General features: G+C 65.1%; 15 protein-coding genes. 4 read left to right on the plus strand and 11 right to left on the minus strand.

Translation table 11 applies throughout. The features are described from left to right. Positions 1 to 52 precede the first annotated feature (52 nt). From NUH88_RS02610 to pcaF, 4 genes are read right to left on the minus strand one after another with little or no spacing between them, the layout of a single operon-like run. Entirely contained in the window at positions 53 to 448 is a 396-nt protein-coding gene (locus NUH88_RS02610) for a tautomerase family protein (protein WP_257769783.1), read from the minus strand. A gap of 16 nt (positions 449 to 464) precedes the next feature. Continuing rightward, complete coding sequence (locus tag NUH88_RS02615) at positions 465 to 794, minus strand: hypothetical protein (protein ID WP_257769784.1); 330 nt, start codon at positions 792 to 794, stop codon at positions 465 to 467. Between the two features lie 18 nt (positions 795 to 812). Then, on the minus strand, positions 813 to 2,321 hold the full coding sequence (locus NUH88_RS02620) for a 3-hydroxyacyl-CoA dehydrogenase (protein ID WP_257769785.1): 1,509 nt from the start codon (positions 2,319 to 2,321) through the stop codon (positions 813 to 815). 4 nt (positions 2,322 to 2,325) lie between these two features. Next, the gene (pcaF, locus tag NUH88_RS02625) at positions 2,326 to 3,534 is read right to left on the minus strand and encodes a 3-oxoadipyl-CoA thiolase (RefSeq protein WP_257769786.1); all 1,209 of its coding nucleotides are present in this window, start codon (positions 3,532 to 3,534) and stop codon (positions 2,326 to 2,328) included. Positions 3,535 to 3,693: 159 nt separating this feature from the next. On the opposite strand from pcaF, the gene NUH88_RS02630 reads away from it, so the two are divergent. Then, the gene (locus tag NUH88_RS02630; protein WP_257769787.1) at positions 3,694 to 4,479 is read left to right on the plus strand and encodes an enoyl-CoA hydratase-related protein; all 786 of its coding nucleotides are present in this window, start codon (positions 3,694 to 3,696) and stop codon (positions 4,477 to 4,479) included. A gap of 21 nt (positions 4,480 to 4,500) precedes the next feature. Here NUH88_RS02630 and NUH88_RS02635 read toward each other — a convergent pair whose 3' ends face one another. From NUH88_RS02635 to NUH88_RS02650, 4 genes are all read right to left on the minus strand, one after another. Next, complete coding sequence (locus tag NUH88_RS02635) at positions 4,501 to 6,960, minus strand: patatin-like phospholipase domain-containing protein (RefSeq protein WP_257769788.1); 2,460 nt, start codon at positions 6,958 to 6,960, stop codon at positions 4,501 to 4,503. Between the two features lie 79 nt (positions 6,961 to 7,039). Continuing rightward, on the minus strand, positions 7,040 to 8,044 hold the full coding sequence (locus tag NUH88_RS02640; RefSeq protein WP_257769790.1) for a zinc-dependent alcohol dehydrogenase family protein: 1,005 nt from the start codon (positions 8,042 to 8,044) through the stop codon (positions 7,040 to 7,042). 25 nt (positions 8,045 to 8,069) lie between these two features. Next, entirely contained in the window at positions 8,070 to 8,831 is a 762-nt protein-coding gene (locus NUH88_RS02645) for an SDR family NAD(P)-dependent oxidoreductase (protein ID WP_257769792.1), read from the minus strand. A gap of 14 nt (positions 8,832 to 8,845) precedes the next feature. Then, entirely contained in the window at positions 8,846 to 9,730 is an 885-nt protein-coding gene (locus tag NUH88_RS02650; RefSeq protein ID WP_257769794.1) for a beta-keto acid cleavage family enzyme, read from the minus strand. A gap of 183 nt (positions 9,731 to 9,913) precedes the next feature. Here NUH88_RS02650 and ggt point away from each other — a divergent pair, with 183 nt between their 5' ends. Both ggt and NUH88_RS02660 read left to right on the plus strand, forming a co-directional pair. After that, positions 9,914 to 11,500 (plus strand): gamma-glutamyltransferase, encoded by a 1,587-nt coding sequence (ggt, locus tag NUH88_RS02655; RefSeq protein WP_257769796.1) that lies wholly within the window; start codon positions 9,914 to 9,916, stop codon positions 11,498 to 11,500. Positions 11,501 to 11,529: 29 nt separating this feature from the next. After that, positions 11,530 to 12,495 (plus strand): Gfo/Idh/MocA family protein, encoded by a 966-nt coding sequence (locus NUH88_RS02660; protein WP_257769797.1) that lies wholly within the window; start codon positions 11,530 to 11,532, stop codon positions 12,493 to 12,495. 23 nt (positions 12,496 to 12,518) lie between these two features. Here NUH88_RS02660 and NUH88_RS02665 read toward each other — a convergent pair whose 3' ends face one another. After that, complete coding sequence (locus NUH88_RS02665; protein ID WP_257769798.1) at positions 12,519 to 13,385, minus strand: LysR family transcriptional regulator; 867 nt, start codon at positions 13,383 to 13,385, stop codon at positions 12,519 to 12,521. Positions 13,386 to 13,488: 103 nt separating this feature from the next. On the opposite strand from NUH88_RS02665, the gene NUH88_RS02670 reads away from it, so the two are divergent. Next, positions 13,489 to 14,667 (plus strand): YbfB/YjiJ family MFS transporter, encoded by a 1,179-nt coding sequence (locus NUH88_RS02670; protein ID WP_257769799.1) that lies wholly within the window; start codon positions 13,489 to 13,491, stop codon positions 14,665 to 14,667. Here NUH88_RS02670 and NUH88_RS02675 read toward each other — a convergent pair. Both NUH88_RS02675 and NUH88_RS02680 read right to left on the minus strand, forming a co-directional pair. Continuing rightward, positions 14,631 to 15,596: a C45 family peptidase gene (locus NUH88_RS02675; protein ID WP_257769800.1), complete on the minus strand. Its 966-nt coding sequence runs from the start codon at positions 15,594 to 15,596 to the stop codon at positions 14,631 to 14,633. The two genes, NUH88_RS02670 and NUH88_RS02675, sit on opposite strands and share 37 nt — an antisense overlap. Positions 15,597 to 15,600: 4 nt before the next feature. After that, positions 15,601 to 16,512, minus strand: coding sequence for an AraC family transcriptional regulator (locus NUH88_RS02680; RefSeq protein ID WP_257769801.1), 912 nt, complete (start codon positions 16,510 to 16,512; stop codon positions 15,601 to 15,603). Positions 16,513 to 16,514: the final 2 nt, after the last annotated feature.

Consider the following 16,514-nt stretch of genomic DNA (forward strand, 5'->3'; position numbering starts at 1 on the left):
GGGACACAAGGACACATCTATTGCGGGAACAAACTCCGGATACGACATACACTCAATCCGCATCCCCAACCCGATACCCCAACACCAACTCGTCCCCCGTCTTCCCCCGGATCCCCCAGTTCGCCATCGGCGTTTCGAAGACCGTGATCTCCACATCCTCGACCGGGATGCCGAGCCCCTCGGGCACCCGCGCCATGATCCCGTGCAGCAGCGCCTTCTTGGTTTCCGGCGCCCTGCCCTCGAACATGGAGATCTCGATCACCGTGTAGGCCGCGCTCCGGTCCGCCGGGCGGATGAAATCCTCCGGCTCCAGCGGGATGAAGCGGTGGAAGCGCTTCTCCTCGGGGAGCTTCAGGAACTCGATCGAGCAGCCGTGCAGGATGTCGGACAGGCGGGTGCGGACGCGGGCGAGATGCGCGCGTTCGCCGTAGATCTTGTACTGGGCCATCGTCGAACCTTGGGGGTCAGCTCTCGTCGCGCTTCTCGAGATCGGCTTCGACCCGCTCTTTCGCCGCCTCGGCGGCCGCGTTGCGGGCCTTCTGCTGCCGCTTCTCGCGCCAGAGCGAGTAGACATACATGACCGCGCCGAACACCACGCCGTAGACCACGGCGCGGTAGACATCCTCACCGGCGATCTCGGTGTTCGGGCCGAGCCAGCCCTGGGACTGGGCGCCGAGCATCAGGAGGCAGAGCACGGCGCCATTGAAAACGCCGCGCCAGAGCGGCTTTTCCAGGATGAAGGGTTTGCGCTCTTCCGTCCCTGTCCCGGGCCCGGTTTCCTTCTCGCCGCTCATGGCACTCCCTCACTCACGTCAATTGGGCGTTTTGATATCCAGACCCAATTGTGCCCGACGGCGGAGCCAGAGGCTAGGCCGGTAACGGTCGTCGCCGCTGACGGCATGCATCGCCGCCATGATGACGAAGGCGCGCTCGACGCCGAGATCGGCGACGATCTCCAGCGGGCCGAGCGGATAGTTAAGGCCGAGCTTCATGGCGAGGTCGATGCTGTCCGGATCGGCGATGCCGATCTGCGCCATCTCGCAGCCGAGATTGCCGACCATGCCGCGGATGCGCTGGGCGATGAAGCCCGCGCTGTCCTTGATCGCCGTCACCTTGCGCCCGTTCTTCTGCAGCGCCGCCGAGACCGCGTTCAGCGCCTCTTCGGAGGCCCCCGGCGCGGACATGATGGTGACGCGCTTGGAGATGTCGCCGGTCACGTCGATGGCGACGAGACGGGTATGGTCGATCCCCATGCGGCTCGCGAAGGTGGCGCAATCCTCGCCGAACAGCGCGGCGACGATCGGCGAGGAGCCGTCGTCGGTCTCGTCCAGCGCGACGCCCGCGAGCAGGTCTTCCAGCTCCGGCGCCTCGGCGGCCACATGAACCTGCACCGCCGGGGCGGCCGAGGTCTCGTGGTCCGGGCTGGGCGGGTCGATCTCCTGGCCCTTGTCGTCATAGCGGAAATGGCCGATGCCGGTCTTCCGCCCGAAGCGGCCCGCGTCGTAGAGCGCCTTGTGCAGCGGCACGGTGCGCAGGCGCGGATCGTAGCTGTACTGCTCGTGCACGATCAGCGAGACCGGGTAGTTCACGTCGATGCCGGTGAGGTCCATGAGCTGGAACGGGCCCATGCGGAAATGCCCGCAATCGCGCATCACCGCGTCGACCTGGGCCGGTGTCGCCACGCCCTCATGCACCACGGCGAGTCCTTCGGTGGTGAAGGCGCGGCCGCCGAAATTCACCAGAAAGCCCGGCGCGTCCTTCACCTTCACCGGGGTACGCCCCATGCGCTCGCCGAGGGCGCAGAGGCCGTCCATCACCCATTCCTCCGTGCCCGGCCCCCGGATCACCTCGACGAGGCGCATCAGCGGCACGGGGTTGAAGAAATGGAAGCCCGCGACCCGCTCGGGCTTCTTGCAGACCCGCGCGATGGAGCCGATCGGCAGCGAGGAGGTGTTGGAGGTCAAGAGGCAGTCGTCGGCGACATGCTCTTCCAGCTCGGCGAAGACCTGACGCTTCACTTCGATATTCTCGAAGATCGCCTCGACCACGCAGGAGCAGTCCCTGAAGTCGGCGAGGCTGGAGGCGACCGTCACCCGGTCCTTCATCGCCGCGACCGCGTCCGCCGTCCGCTTGCCCTTCTCGACCAGCCGCTCCAGGCGCTTGACCACCTGCTCCTTGCCGTTGGCGGCGGCGCCGTCCTTGGCATCGAACAGCACGACATTCATCTCGCCCTGAAGGGAGACCTGCACGATCCCCTGCCCCATGGCTCCCGCACCGATCACCCCGACGGTGAGACCGGCTTTACCCGCATCGAAACCCATCGGATCAGACCTTTTCGATGATCGTCGCCATGCCCTGGCCGACGCCGATGCACATGGTGCAGAGCGCGTATTTCCCGCCCTTGTCCTGCAGCTCCTCGGTCGCCGTCATGATGAGCCGCGCGCCGGATGCTCCGAGCGGATGGCCGAGCGCGATGGCGCCGCCGTTCGGGTTCACCCGCTCGTCGTCGTCGGCAATGCCGAGATCGCGCAGCGAGGCAATCACCTGGGCCGCGAAGGCCTCGTTCAGCTCCATCACGGAAAGGTCGTCGACCTTGAGGCCGGCGCGCTCCAGAACCTTGCGGCTGGCCGGGATCGGGCCGACGCCCATGATCCGCGGCTCGACGCCGGCGGCGGCGCCGGTGACGATGCGGGCGCGCGGGGTGAGGCCGTGGCGCTTGGCCGCTTCCTCGGTGCAGACGATCATCGCCGCCGCGCCGTCATTGACGCCGCTGGCATTGCCGGCGGTGACCGAGCCGCCTTCCTTGCGGAACGGGGTGCCGAGCTTGGCGAGCGCTTCCATCGTCGTCGACGGGCGCGGATGCTCGTCCGTGTCGACCACCGTGACAGCGCCCTTGCGGCCCTGGATTTCGACCGCCGCGATCTCGCGGGCGAGACGGCCGTTTTCCATCGCCTTGCCCGCCTTCTGCTGCGAGCGCAGGGCGAAGGCGTCCTGGTCCTCGCGGCTGATCTGGAACTGCTGGGCCACGTTCTCCGCGGTTTCCGGCATGGAGTCGGTGCCGTACTGCTTCTCCATCTGCGGGTTGACGAAACGCCAGCCGATGGTGGTGTCGTAGATCTCCGCATTACGGTCGAAGGCGCTGGTCGCCTTGCCCATCACGAAAGGCGCGCGGGACATGCTCTCGACGCCGCCGGCGATGAAGAAATCGCCCTCGCCGGAGCGGATCGCGCGGGCCGCGGCATTCACCGCCTCCATGCCCGAGGCGCAGAGCCGGTTGACGGTCGCGCCGGGGACTTCGGTGGAGAGGCCCGCCAGCAGCAGTGCCATGCGGGCGACGTTGCGGTTGTCCTCGCCGGCCTGGTTGACGCAGCCGTAATAAACGTCGTCGAGATCGTCCCAGTCGACCGAGCCGTTGCGGGCCATCAGGCTCTTCAGCGGATGCGCAGCGAGATCGTCCGCGCGCACCGGCGAGAGCGCGCCGCCATAGCGGCCAATGGGGGTGCGGATCGCATCGCAGATGAAGGCTTCGGTCATGTCGGCGGCTCCCAATGAGTTTTTTGCGAAACTGAATTTCGCAGCTTATTGTCGCGTGCAGTATGCACAGCCTAATATCCCGGTCAATTTCCAGTCGGGAAGCATAATCTTGCCGTTCCACCCTCCTCCGGAACGGCGCCGAAACCAAGGGAGTAAACCGTGTCCGTCGTCATCCTCGATCATCCGCGCGAGCGCGAAGACAACGACCGTATCGCCATAGTCCGCATCAACCGCCCGGATGCGCTGAACGCGCTCAATCTGGAGGTGCGCCAGGAGCTGGCCCGCATCTTCCGCGAGCTGACCGAGGACGACGAGGTACTGGCGGTCGTGCTGACCGGCGACGAGAAGGCGTTTGCCGCCGGCGCCGACCTGAAGGACATGGCCGATCGCACCACGGTCGAGATGTTCCACCGCAAGACCGAGCGGCTCTGGCAGGCGATCGCCGACTATCCGAAGCCGGTGATCGCCGCGATCAACGGCTACGCCCTCGGCGGCGGGCTGGAGCTGGCGATGCATTCCGACATCATCGTGATCGGCGAGACCGCCCAGGTCGGCCAGCCGGAGGTCCGGGTCGGCATCATGCCGGGTGCCGGGGGCACCCAGCGCCTGACCCGCGCCGTCGGCAAGTTCCAGGCGATGCGGATCTGCCTCACCGGCCGGCCGATCGACGGCAGGGAGGCCTTCGCCATCGGGCTCGCCAGCCAGGTGGTGCCGGACACGGAGGTCTACGAGACCGCCTACAAGATGGCGAAGGACATCACCCGCATGCCGCCGATCGCCGTGCAGCAGATCAAGTCGGCGATCCTGAAGGGCCAGGATGCCTCGCTGGAGACCGGCATGGCGCTGGAGCGGGCGATGTTCCAGGGACTTTTCGCCACCGCCGACCAGAGCGAGGGCATGCATGCCTTCATCGAGAAGCGCCGCCCCGACTTCAAGGGCGAGTAGGGCCCCCGATGGAGCGGACGGCTATCCGCCGTCCGCCGCCGTCCCCCAGTTCTGCGCCAGCAACTGCCTGAGACCCGCGCCCTCGATCATGTCCTCGCCGATGGCATTGCCGAGTTCCCGGTAGGCTTCGAACTGGGACGGATCGAAGAACTGGTCCGCCGTCGACTGGTGCGGGAAGTCCGGGTGGTCGGTCTTGTAGCCGCGGGTCTCGAGACTGAGCCCGTCCAGCATCGCCGCCTTCACATAGATCAGCACGCCCTCTTCCTGCGGCGCGTTACCGCGGGCCGGATAGGTGATGCGGCCGATGATGTAACCGTGGTCCGCCACCTTGCCGTCGACCGGGAAGCCGGTCTTCCGCTGCGGCACCAGGCTCGAGACCCGGTTGCGGTAATGGTCGTAGGTCAGCCGCTCGCCGAGTTCCGGCGGTTTGCCATCCTTCTCGTGGGCCTTGACGTAGGTGTCGCGGTCCTGGAACGCCCGCCCGAACTCGATCTTCACGCCAAAATCCTGGCTGACCCGGCGCACGGAGTTCTGCAGGTCGCCGAACTCGAACTTCGGGTCGGCGCCGGCGTCCGAGACAAGGATCAGGGGACAGCGGCGCCGGATCAGTTCGTAGATGGCGAGATTCTCGAAATGCCCGCCATCGCTCAGCTGGAACCATTTCCCCCCTTCCCGCTTCGGTGTGAGACCGATTTCCGAGAGCATGATGTCGAAATGGCTGGGCTTGTCGCTGTACCAGAGAAATTTCCGCGCGTGGCGGTTCCGGACCCAGTAGCCGAGGCGGATATTGAGCAGGCTCATCAGCCAGGAAACGGAGCGCAACCGGGTCGGTCCGGTCCCGGCCCAGCCGGAATTCGGGTTGGCGGCGGCGCCGGAAATCGTCATGGCGGTCGCAAGCGTCATATCGCCCCCGGAGAACAGCGCCGTCGGGTGATATCCTCCGGCATCGCCGCCGCAATAGATCCTGGAGAAGACGAAATTGTCGCCCCCGCGGCGCCGGTAAAGCGCATCCTCCGACTCCACTAGGATCAGGTTGGTATTCACGAGGTGATAGGGCGCCCCGGTTTCAGGCGCGCTGATGTCCAGCAAGCGCTCCTCGTTCGCGCCCGAAGCCTTGTGGATCCGGTTCTCGCGGACCGCTTCCGGCATGGGCATGAAGGCCTCCATCAGCCGGTCCCGGTAGAAACGGTGCAACGAGATGTAGTTGGCGTTGACGAAATAGCCGCTGACGATCGCAAGAACCAGAAAACCGAGAAAGACCTTGTCTCCAACCCCCGCTTTCAAAAGCTCGATCTCGTCCAGATCGGAAACGGTCACGAAGAAGCCGCCCTCCCGGACAATGATGGCGAGGCAGCAGGTGGAAATAAGACCACCGACCAGCACGACGATCGCGATTGCAGGAAGAACCAGGGTCTGGACCATTGAGTTCTGAGATTTCTTCGCCGCGTACAGCCCGCTCAGCAGACCGGAAACGAGTGCCCCCGCGCCGGCCTGCCCCACGGAATCGATGAATTCGAAGGACCGCGCGGCGACATAGGGCAGGATTCCGACACCGACCAAAAGCAGACCGGCCGGCACCAGATTCTTCGTCCACCGGTCGAACCGGCGGCGCATCGCGTACGAGAAACGCGCGCCCCAGTTGTCGGCGGCCCCGCTCCCTCCGGTACGCCGCTTGATGAAGAAAGTCGCCGCGGAAAAGACGAGCGAGATCGCGCAGAACCAGATCAGGAAGAACAGTCCAAGGATCAGAATAAGCTCGTGAAGATTGATGAATCCGGGCCGCAGCAGATCCATTATCTCCGGCGAATTCTCCAAGGCACTCGCCTCGGTCGCGGTCTGCCCCCCGAACAGCAGGGTCGGTAGATCGATCCACGTATCCCATTTGAAGCCGGTCATCAACACCAGAAATAGGAAGGTGAAGATCGGAATCCATACGAGCAGGTTCAGGATGATCCCTCGCAGCACCACGGCAATTCCGGAAAGCAGATCGATATCCGGACCGGGAGCCAGATATTCCGCGTGGTCGCGCAGAAAGCGCAGCATGCCGGTCCAGTGCGCGGACTGGGAACGGTCTTTCGGCGGCGCCGTTCCATAGGGAAAATCCCCGGAACCCAGCCCATAAGGCCCGAACGCCCCCGGAATTGCCTTGCGCGCCGCCTCGTAGTTCTTGCCTGTGAGCCAGCTCAGGGACGCACCGATATAACCGCCTCCCGAAACTGTCGACAGGTAGTCGAAGCCTTTCAGCAGATCGCGGCGGGCAAGCGCCTGAAGCAGCCCCAGTGCGAAAGTCGCGGAGCGAACACCGCCGCCGGAAATTGCGAGACCGGCAAACCGGTCCGCCTCGCCGCCGCCGAATTCCCGACGTCGGGCGGACAGTTCGGCACGCTCGCGCGCATAGATCTCGCTATCGCAGAAATTTTCGTCCCGGATCTCGTCCTTGGACCGCGATCCGAGCGAACAGAAAGGTTCACTACCTGCCATCGCTCCTCCACCATCAAAAATGGCAAAGAGCAATTATTTATGCAACCATTAATTATTTTCTGCGTTTCGCGCCCGGCAATCAGATTTGCACCACCAGCTTACCAAAATGGCCGGCCGCCCGCATGGCGTGGAAGGCATCGCGCGCGTCGGCGAAATCGAAAGTCTCGCTGATCACGGGCTTCAACTCGTGTTGCGAAATCGCCGCGTTCATCTCCTCGAACATGCGGCGTGAGCCGACATAGATGCCTTGCAGCCGGATCGATTTGCGCATTACAGCCACCGGATTCACCTGCCCGCCGGTCAAAATACCGATCAGCCCGATACTGCCGGCAATGCGCGTGGCGGAGATGGAGCGTTCGAGCGTGCCCGCGCCGCCGACCTCGACCGTGTGGTCGACACCCTTGCCGTTCGTCAGCTCAAGCACCTTCTCGTGCCATTCCGGATGGGTCCGGTAATTGATCACCTCATCGGCGCCCATCCGCTTCAGGCGTTCGATCTTCTCGTCGCTGGAAGAGGTGCAGATCGTGCGCACGCCCATCAGCTTGCAGAATTGCAGGGCGAAGACGGAGACACCGCCGGTACCGAGTAGCAGTACGGTCGTGCCGGATTTGACCCGCGCCACCTCGACCAGCGAATGCCAGGCCGTCAGCGCGGCGCAGGGCAGCGTGGCCCCTTCCTCGAAGCTCATATGATCCGGCAGGGCGACGAGACCGTCCTCACCGAGCACCCTATATTCCGTCAGCATGCCGTCGAGTGCCCCGCCGAGCGCGCGGGTGGTCAGCTCCGCGTTCACGTCGCCGTCGATCCAGCCCTGGAAAAAGCAACCGCAGACCCGGTCGCCGGCCTTCCAGCGGGTGACGCCCTCGCCGACCTCGACCACCTCGCCCGCGCCGTCCGAATTCGGAATGCGCGGATAGGGAATGTTGCGCGGCACCGGATCCTCGATTGTCGAGAGATCGCGATAGTTAATCGAGGAGGCCCGCACCCGCACCAGCACCTGGCCGAAACCTGGCTTCGGATTCGGACGCTCGTTCAGCGCCAGCGCATCGACGCCGCCGTCGGAGACGATCTCATAGGCTTTCATCGCAACTCTCCCGGTGAATGTCGGATCAGGCGCCGAAGCGGCCGCAATCGATCAGCAGGGTCTGCCCGGTCACGGCACCGTTGGCGCAGAAGAACAGCATGGTCTCGGCGATGTCTTCCGGCTCCACCATGCGCTTCAGCAGCGAATTGGCAACCGAGGTGTCCTTGCGCGACTGCGGCCAGACATCGGTCCAGGGCGTCCTGACCAGCCCCGGCGCCACCGCGTTCACACGGACTTCCGGCGCCATCGCCTTGGCGAGGTTCTTGGTCAGGTTCATCAGCGCGCCCTTGGATGCCGCATAGGCGATCGAACTGCCGATCCCGCCGAAGGCCGCGATGGAGGCCGTATTGACGATGCAGCCCCGGCTCTCCGTCAGCGCCGGACGCGCGGCGCGGGCGCAGCGGAACGGACCCAGCAGGTTGGTGTGCAGTATCTGCGACCAGAACTCCTCCGTCATCGCCTCGAGATCCTCGAACGGGATCGGCTCGATGGAGACCGGCGTGCCGGCATTGTTGATCAGAATGTCCAGCCCGCCGAGCGCATCGATGGCGTCGGCGACCATGCGGTCCGCGTCCTTCGGGTCGGCGACATTGCCGGCAATGGCCTGGGCCGTGAGGCCGGCCTGGCGGAAGGCCGCCACCGTCTCCTCGCCGCGCACATCGTCTGGCAGATGGTTGACCGCGACCTCGGCGCCGCACTCGGCCAGCAGTTTCGCCGCAGCCCGCCCGATGCCCGACGCGCCGCCGGTGACGAGGGCCTTCTTGCCGCTCAGATCGGCCTTCAGCATATCCCTCTCCCCGGTCAGGCGTTGCTGCCGAGCTTGAAGGCGGCGCGCGCCTCGCTCGGATCCGCGACTTCGCCGCCGATATTCTCGATGATCTGCACCGCGCGCTCGACCAGCTGGCCGTTATTCTTCGCGAGTTCTCCCCGGGCCATATAGAGATTGTCCTCAAGCCCGACACGGGTATGACCGCCGAGCATCGCGGCCTGCGCCACCATCGGGAATTCGGTGCGCGAGATGCCGAAGCCGGACCAGATCGCGTCCTCGGGCAGCAGGCTCTTCATGAAAGCCATGCTTTCCGGCGTCGCCGGCGCCCCCCACGGAATACCGAGGCAGAGCTGGAAGAGCGCCGGGGATTCGAGATGGCCTTCCTTGATCAGCTGTTTCGCCAGCAGAACATGGCCGCTGTCGAACACTTCCAGCTCCGGCTTCACCCCGAGCTCCTTCGCCCGGTCGGCCATGGCACGGAGATGCTTCGGCACATTGACCATCGCGCGCTCGCCGAAATTCAGTGTCGCGACATCGAGCGTACAGATATCCGGCAGCAGATCCGCAATGTGCTGCATGCGGACATCCGGCGTCTTCATATTCGTGCCTGCATCGAACGCGATCGGCTCCACATCGCCCGGAATGAAACTGCCGCCCGGGCCGGTCGTGAGGTTTATGACGACGTCCGAGCCACTGTCCCGGATGCGCCCGACGGTTTCACGATAGAGTTCCAGATCCATGCTCGCCTTTCCGGTCTCCGGATCGCGGACATGGATATGGACGACGGCAGCGCCCGCCTTGCGCGCCTCCAGCGCGGCATCGGCTATCTGCTTCGGCGTGACCGGCACGGCGTCGCTCTTGCCGGCGGTGTCGGCGCTGCCCGTCAGGGCACAGGTAATCACGGTTTTCTGGCTCATTTCGCTCCCCATGCGGATGCCGTCTGGTTGCGCCTTCCGAAGTGTGGAAAGATATTCCACGGCGCTTGTCTCTAAAGGCGCCGCATCTTAGGGAAGCCCTCTTTCCGGAGTCCACGCCGGTTCGAGCATGGATTTCCCCCCGCCCGCGCACGAATGCGCTCCGATCAGACGAGTCATGAGATCATGAGAAACCTTCAGCTTCCCGGCCGCTCCCCCGTTTTCGCGCGCAATGCGGCGATCGCGACCAGCCATCCGCTTGCGACGGCCGCCGGCCTCTCGATCCTGAAATCCGGCGGCAACGCGGTCGACGCGGCCATCGCGGCCTGCGCCGTGATGTGCGTGGTGGAGCCGGCCATGACTGGTATCGGCGGCGACTGTTTCGCACTCTATGCGCCGAAGGGCGCCTCGAAGCCGGTCGCGCTCAACGGCTCGGGCAAGGCCCCGAAAGCCGCCACGCTCGCGAAACTGAAAGAGCTCGGCATCGAGGACGAGATCCCGCTGCACAGCCCGCACGCGGTGACCGTGCCGGGCGCCATCGCCGCCTGGTCCAAACTGCTGGCCGATCACGGCTCCAAGAGCTTTGCCGAGATCCTGGCTCCGGCGATCGAATATGCCGAACACGGCTATGTCGTGCATTCCCGCGTCGCCTTCGACTGGGAAGGCGAGGTCGAGGAGCTTGCCGCCGATCCGGACACCGCCCGGGTCATGCTGGTCGACGGCAAGGCACCGAAAGCCGGATCGATCCACAGCCAACCGCAGCTCGCCGAGACGCTGAAGAAGATCGCCGCCGGCGGCCGCGACGCCTTCTATACGGGCGAGGTCGCGGAAGATATGGTCGCGAAACTGAATTCCGTCGGCGGCCTGCACACGATGGAGGATTTCGCAGCGGCCGACGCCGAATATGTCGAGCCGATCAGGACCGACTATCGCGGCTACGACATCTACGAATGCCCGCCGAACGGCCAGGGCATCTGCGCCCTTATGATCCTCAACATCCTTTCGGGCTTCGACGTCGCGTCATTGAGCGAGGCCGACCGGGTGCACCTGATCGCGGAAGCGACCAAGATCGGCTACAACCAGCGCAACGCCTATGTCGCCGACCCGAAATTCGCCGACGTGCCGGTCGAGTGGATGCTGGGCGAAGAGCACACGGCGCAGATGCGCGCCATGGTCGACATGACGAAGGCCGGGAACTTCAAGGACAGCGACTTCCCCGTCCATCGCGACACGATTTATCTCTCCTGCATCGACGAGCAGGGCAACGCGGTCTCCTTCATCAACTCGCTCTTCTCCGGCTTCGGCAGCATGATCATGGCGCCGAAGTCAGGCGTCATGCTGCACAGCCGGGGCAACAGCTTCCATGTGAAGGAAGGCCATCCGAACTGCATCGAGCCGCGCAAGCGCCCGATGCACACCATCATCCCGGGCTTCGTCTTCAAGGGCGGCACCCCGGTCGCCCCGTTCGGCGTGATGGGCGGGCAATACCAGTCCACCGGGCAGGCCAACTTCATTTCCAACGTGGTCGACCGCGGCCTCGACATGCAGGAGGCGATGGACGCGCCGCGCAGCTTCGCCACCACCGAAGGCGTGCTTCAGGTCGAATGCACTTTCGAGGAGGCGACCTACGCCACCCTTGAAGCGCGCGGCCACACGCTGGAGCGGGTCGACAAACCGATCGGCGGTAGCCAGTGCATCTGGCGCGATCCGGAAACCGGTATCCTTCAGGCGGGTTCCGACCCGCGCAAGGACGGCCACGCCTCCGGTTACTGACCGACACTCAGCGAAAGACCTGAAGACATATGAGCAAGCGTTACAATCTCGTCGTCATCGGCCTCGGCATCATGGGCCGCCGGATGATCCAGTACATGATCCCGCATGACCGGTTCGCGGTTGTCGGCGCGTGGGATCCGTCGGCGGAGTCCGTGGCTGCAGCGAAGGCCGAGTTCCCCGACCTCAAGATCTGGGACAGCGCCGAGGCGATGATCGCGGCGGCGGAGACGGAGCTGGTCTACATCGCCTGCCCGCCGGCCTTCCACAAGCACTATGCCGACCTCGCGATGGACGCGGGCAAGCCGGTCTATTGCGAGAAGCCGCTCGGCATCTCCGTGCCGGAGAGCGAGGCGATGGTCCGCCGTCTGGAAGAGACGAAGACACCGAACGTCGTCAATTTCTCGCAGGCGTCCCTTGAGGGTGTCGAGATCATCGAAGCCGCGATGAAGAACGGCGAGATGGGCGAGATCGTCGGCGCCGAGCTGGTGATGCATTTCTCGCAATGGCCGCGCGATTGGCAGGCCGACGCCGACTGGCTGCGCTTCCGCGACCAGGGCGGATACACGCGCGAGGTGACCTCCCACTATCTCTACATCACCGAGCGTTTCCTCGGCCGCGCCAAGCTGCTCTGGAGCAAGCCGACCTACCAGGCCGATCCGAAGCTCTGCGAGACCCATGTCCACGCCATGCTGGATTGCAGCGGCGTGCCGGTGAGCTATGGCGGGGCCGTGGGCGGCATTGGCCCGGACCGGATCGAGGGGACCTTTTACGGCACCAAGAAGAGCTTCCGGCTCAGCACCTTCTACATTCTCGAGCAAACCACAGGCGGCGCCTGGGAGCTGGCGATGGAATTGCCGGAAGACCCGCGTGCAGTCTCCGTCCCACGTCAGATCGACAATGTGGCCCGCTGGATGGACGGCGGCGCCCACACCATGCCGTCGGCGGCGGACGCGCTCTCGGTGCAGAAGCTCGTCGAAGGCATTCTTGCCGACTGACCGAAGATTCGGCTCCCGGCGGTTCAGACTGCCGGGAGCTGTTCCCTCAAGGCATCGAGTTTGGCCGAGCGATATCCCCGACGCGTGACCATCAGCGTCCGGATGGCAGCAAACTTGCCGGCAAGCGGCTTGCGGCTGAACCGTCCGCTCGAATTGATCGCCTCCAACACCGACTGGGGCACGACGCAGAAGCCGGTCCCGGCCGAAACGCAGGCCAGCATCGCGAGATAGGAGCCGACAGACAGCACCGTGCCCGGCGCAATGCCGGACTCAAGCAACCAGTCCTCCAAGTAGCGCCGGTAGGCGCAGCCCTGCTCGAAGGCGATCATGGTGCAGCCGCTCAAGTCGCCCGGATCGTCCAGCGGGCCGAAACTTTCCGGTGCCACCAGCACCAGTGCCTCCTCGAAGACCGGCTCGGAGACTAGGTCCTCATGCCGGACCGGTTCCGCGACGAAACCGACATCGATCTCCCGCCCGAGAAGCTTTCCGACGATTTCGCCTGCCGTCCCGGTCACGACATTGGCCGCGACCTCGGGACAGGCAGCGTGAAAGCGCGACAGCAGATCCGGCAACCGCGCGGCGGCGGTGCTTTCCATCGTCCCGATCCGGAACGGCCCGCGCGGCACGTCTCGGCTGAGCGCGTCTGACGCCTCCTCCGAGAGATCCAGGAGGCGTTGCGCGTAGCTCAGCAGCAGTTCGCCTTCCGGCGTCAGTGCGATACCACGCTTGCGGCGCTGGAACAGGGTTTTCTCCAATTGTTCCTCAAGCTGCTTCATCCGGGTGCTGACATTCGACTGCACACGGTTCAGCTTCTTCGCGGCGCCGGAGACACTGCCTTCCCGGGCGACCGCACGGAACATCTCAAGAGTTCTGAGGTCCAGGCCCTGCATAGCTTTCTCAATTTGAGATATCTTGCTTCACTATAATTCATTTTCCGGAAAGATCGAGAGGCCCTAGAGTTTTCCCATTGTGAACGTCCGATGGAGCCTCCGCATGCCGGAGAACACGCGGCCAGCCCGTACTGCCACCCTTGGCCTGCTCTCCCTGGCGCTGGCCATGGGGATCGGACGGTTCGCCTTTACGCCGCTCTTCCCGATGATGCAGCAGGACGGCACGCTCGATATTCCAGGCGGCAGCCTGCTCGCGGCGGCGAATTTCGTCGGTTACTGGATGGGCGCGCTCTCCGCCGCCGCCTTGCCGATGCCGCCCCGGAACGCGCTCCGCCTCGCGCTGATCGCGACGGGCCTCGTCACAGCCGCGATGGGTTTCACCGAGCACTACTGGCTCTGGCTGGCGCTGCGCTGGCTCGCGGGCCTCTTCAGCGCTTGGACGCTGATCATCGTCTCAAACCATGTCATCCGCGCGCTCGCCGAAGCGGGAGAGACCGGGCGGCAGGGCTGGGTCTTCGCGGGTGTCGGAACCGGCATCGCGCTTGCCGGCATCGCCTGTCTCGGTTTCATGGTCGCCGGGCTTTCCGCGAACGCCTCCTGGATCGCGCTCGGCGGCGGTACTTTGCTGCTCGCCGGCCTCCTCTCTCTCCTCATAGGCGCCGAGGTCCCGACGATCCGCAAGCGCGCGGCAGATGGAGCTTCCGAGAGAACGCCGCTCGTCTGGCGCGTCGTGATCGCTTACGGCACCATGGGGCTCGGATACATCATCCCGGCGACCTACCTGCCGCTGATGGCGCGGCAGATCGTTCCGGACCCTATGGTCTTCGGCTGGAGTTGGCCGGTCTTCGGGCTTGCCGCCGCGCTCTCCACCATCGCCGCGCGGAACCTGTTCGCCCGTCACGGCAATCGCAAGGTCTGGGCCGCCGGGCAGGCCGTGATGGCGCTCGGCCTCCTCCTCCCGGCCCTGGCGCCCAACATGGCGACGATCATTCTTTCCGGGCTGATGGTCGGCGGGACCTTCATGGTCATCACCATGGCCGGCATGAAGGAAGCCCATGTCATCGCGCCGCCGGGCGATGTCAGCCGCCATATCGCTGTGCTGACTACCGCTTTCGCGACAGGGCAGATCGTCGGTCCGCCGGCGGCAAGCTTGCTGCGCGAGCTGACCGGAAGCTTCTCGACGGGTTTGCTCGGGGCAGCCGTTCTGCTGCTGCTGACGGCCCTGCCGATCGCGACGCGATGTGGTTACGCAACCAGCCGCGGGACCGCACCGACATCGTAGGCGATCCGGCGCGAGCCTTCCTCGAAACGATCGAGAGATTGTTCCCAGACCTCACCGCCCCAGCGGAACCCGACCGCTCTATCTGCAGGGTGATATTCGGCGGTGTAGAGGGTGCCGAGCCAGCCGTCGTAATCGTCGAGGCAAAGCTTTCCGGCCACGAACACCTCCCGCGCCGTGTCCGCATCGTCCGGCAGCATACATGCGGTTTCGAAGCGCCAAAGCGAACTCTCTCCCGGCTCGACCTCGGCCTGGTGATTGGTCACCGCAGCCGCCTCGACGATCAGCGGCGCGCGGTCCGGCGCCAGCTCGGCACGGATCGACCGGCCGCTGCTGTCCTGCACCAGGACGTTATGCGCCCAAACGCAGGGCACCCGCCTGAGCACCTCCGCAGCATCCTTCAGATCCCGCGCCACCTGCAGCAGATAGCGGATGATCAGGATGATGCCGAAACCGCGCCCATAGACGTGGCGCCCGCCGAATGTCAGCGCCGCCGCCAGCCCATGCTCGTTCACTCCGTCGAGCAAACCGCTCACCCCCTCGCCCATGCCGAGCACCCTGGTTCCGGCCCAGTCGGTCCGAAGGATGGTTCCGGATGTCGCATCGGGATGGAAATCGTAGTTCCGGAGCATCGTCGCCCGCGGCGCGGTGAATGCGCGAACCGTGCAGCCGGCCGGGATCAGCGGCGGCGGATCGATTGCGGCGAGCGCCGCGATCACCGCCGGATCGTCGCCCGCCATTTCGGCCAGGATATCGAATACCGGCAGCATCTCCGGCATCGTCGCCGCGACCCGGCGCCTGCACTCCTCCGGGGGTGGAATGCGCTCGGCCTTGGCGTACCAGCCGCGCAAGAAGTCACGGCTTTCCTCGATGGCCTGGCGCGAGAATGGTCCCGGGACCGGCTCGTCGACAGCGCGAAACAACTTTTCCATGGCGCTACCCCTTCACCGGGATGCAGATCAGGGTCCGCAGTTCGTGCTCGGAAACCTCCATCGGGTCGTTCAGGTACCATTCCATACAGGGCCGCGCGTCCGGCTCCTCCCCGCTTTCCGGCAGCCAATGACCGAACAGACGATGGAAGGTGTCCTGCATGCCCGTATAGGAGCCTTCGAGCAGGGCGCAGGCATAGCGGCCGGACGACAATGTATCGAAGCGCATGCCGTCCGGCAGGCTCCCCTCCGGCAGCTCTGCACCCGCGCGCAAGGCGGCGCAGGCGTCGTAACGCAGATCCGCCGCCGCCACGCTCTCCGGATCGTCGTAGGAGATCCCGTAACTGCCGATGACCATGTCATCCAGCCCCTGCTTCCCGAGCCAGCCCTTCAGCTCGGAGAAGGCCCGTCCGACTTCGTGATACGGACCGAGATGGCGCAGCGCCAGCATCGGCTGCGCCTCGACCTCTTTGATCTCGACCTTCATTCCGTGCTCCTTCCTGTCCGCGATCAGGCGGATCTCTCCCGTCTCGGGGCGAAAATGAATGTTGATGTTGGTCGGCCGGAACGGCGTCGCCGCGCGCGATTTCCGGTATTGGCTCGGCGATAGCTCGAACCCCTGTTTGAAGGCCCGTGCGAAGCCTTCGGGGCTCTCGTACCCCGCCTCGAGCGCGATCTCAGTCACACTCCGCCCTCCGGACCGGAGCGCGTATCCGGCACGCATCATGCGCACCCTGCGCAACGTCTCCTGCACTGTCTCCCCGGCGATGCCGCGGTAAACCCGGTGAAAGTGGAAGGGCGAGAGGGCGGCCGTCTCCGCCAGGGCGGCAAGCGGAAGGGGCGCGTCGACATTGTCGGCAACCTGCTTCAGGACGCGGCCGATCCGTTCGACATAGGAGGCTTGGGTCTGCTTTCTCATGG

Source organism: Nisaea acidiphila, assembly GCF_024662015.1.
Taxonomy (GTDB): Bacteria; Pseudomonadota; Alphaproteobacteria; order Thalassobaculales; family Thalassobaculaceae; genus Nisaea; species Nisaea acidiphila.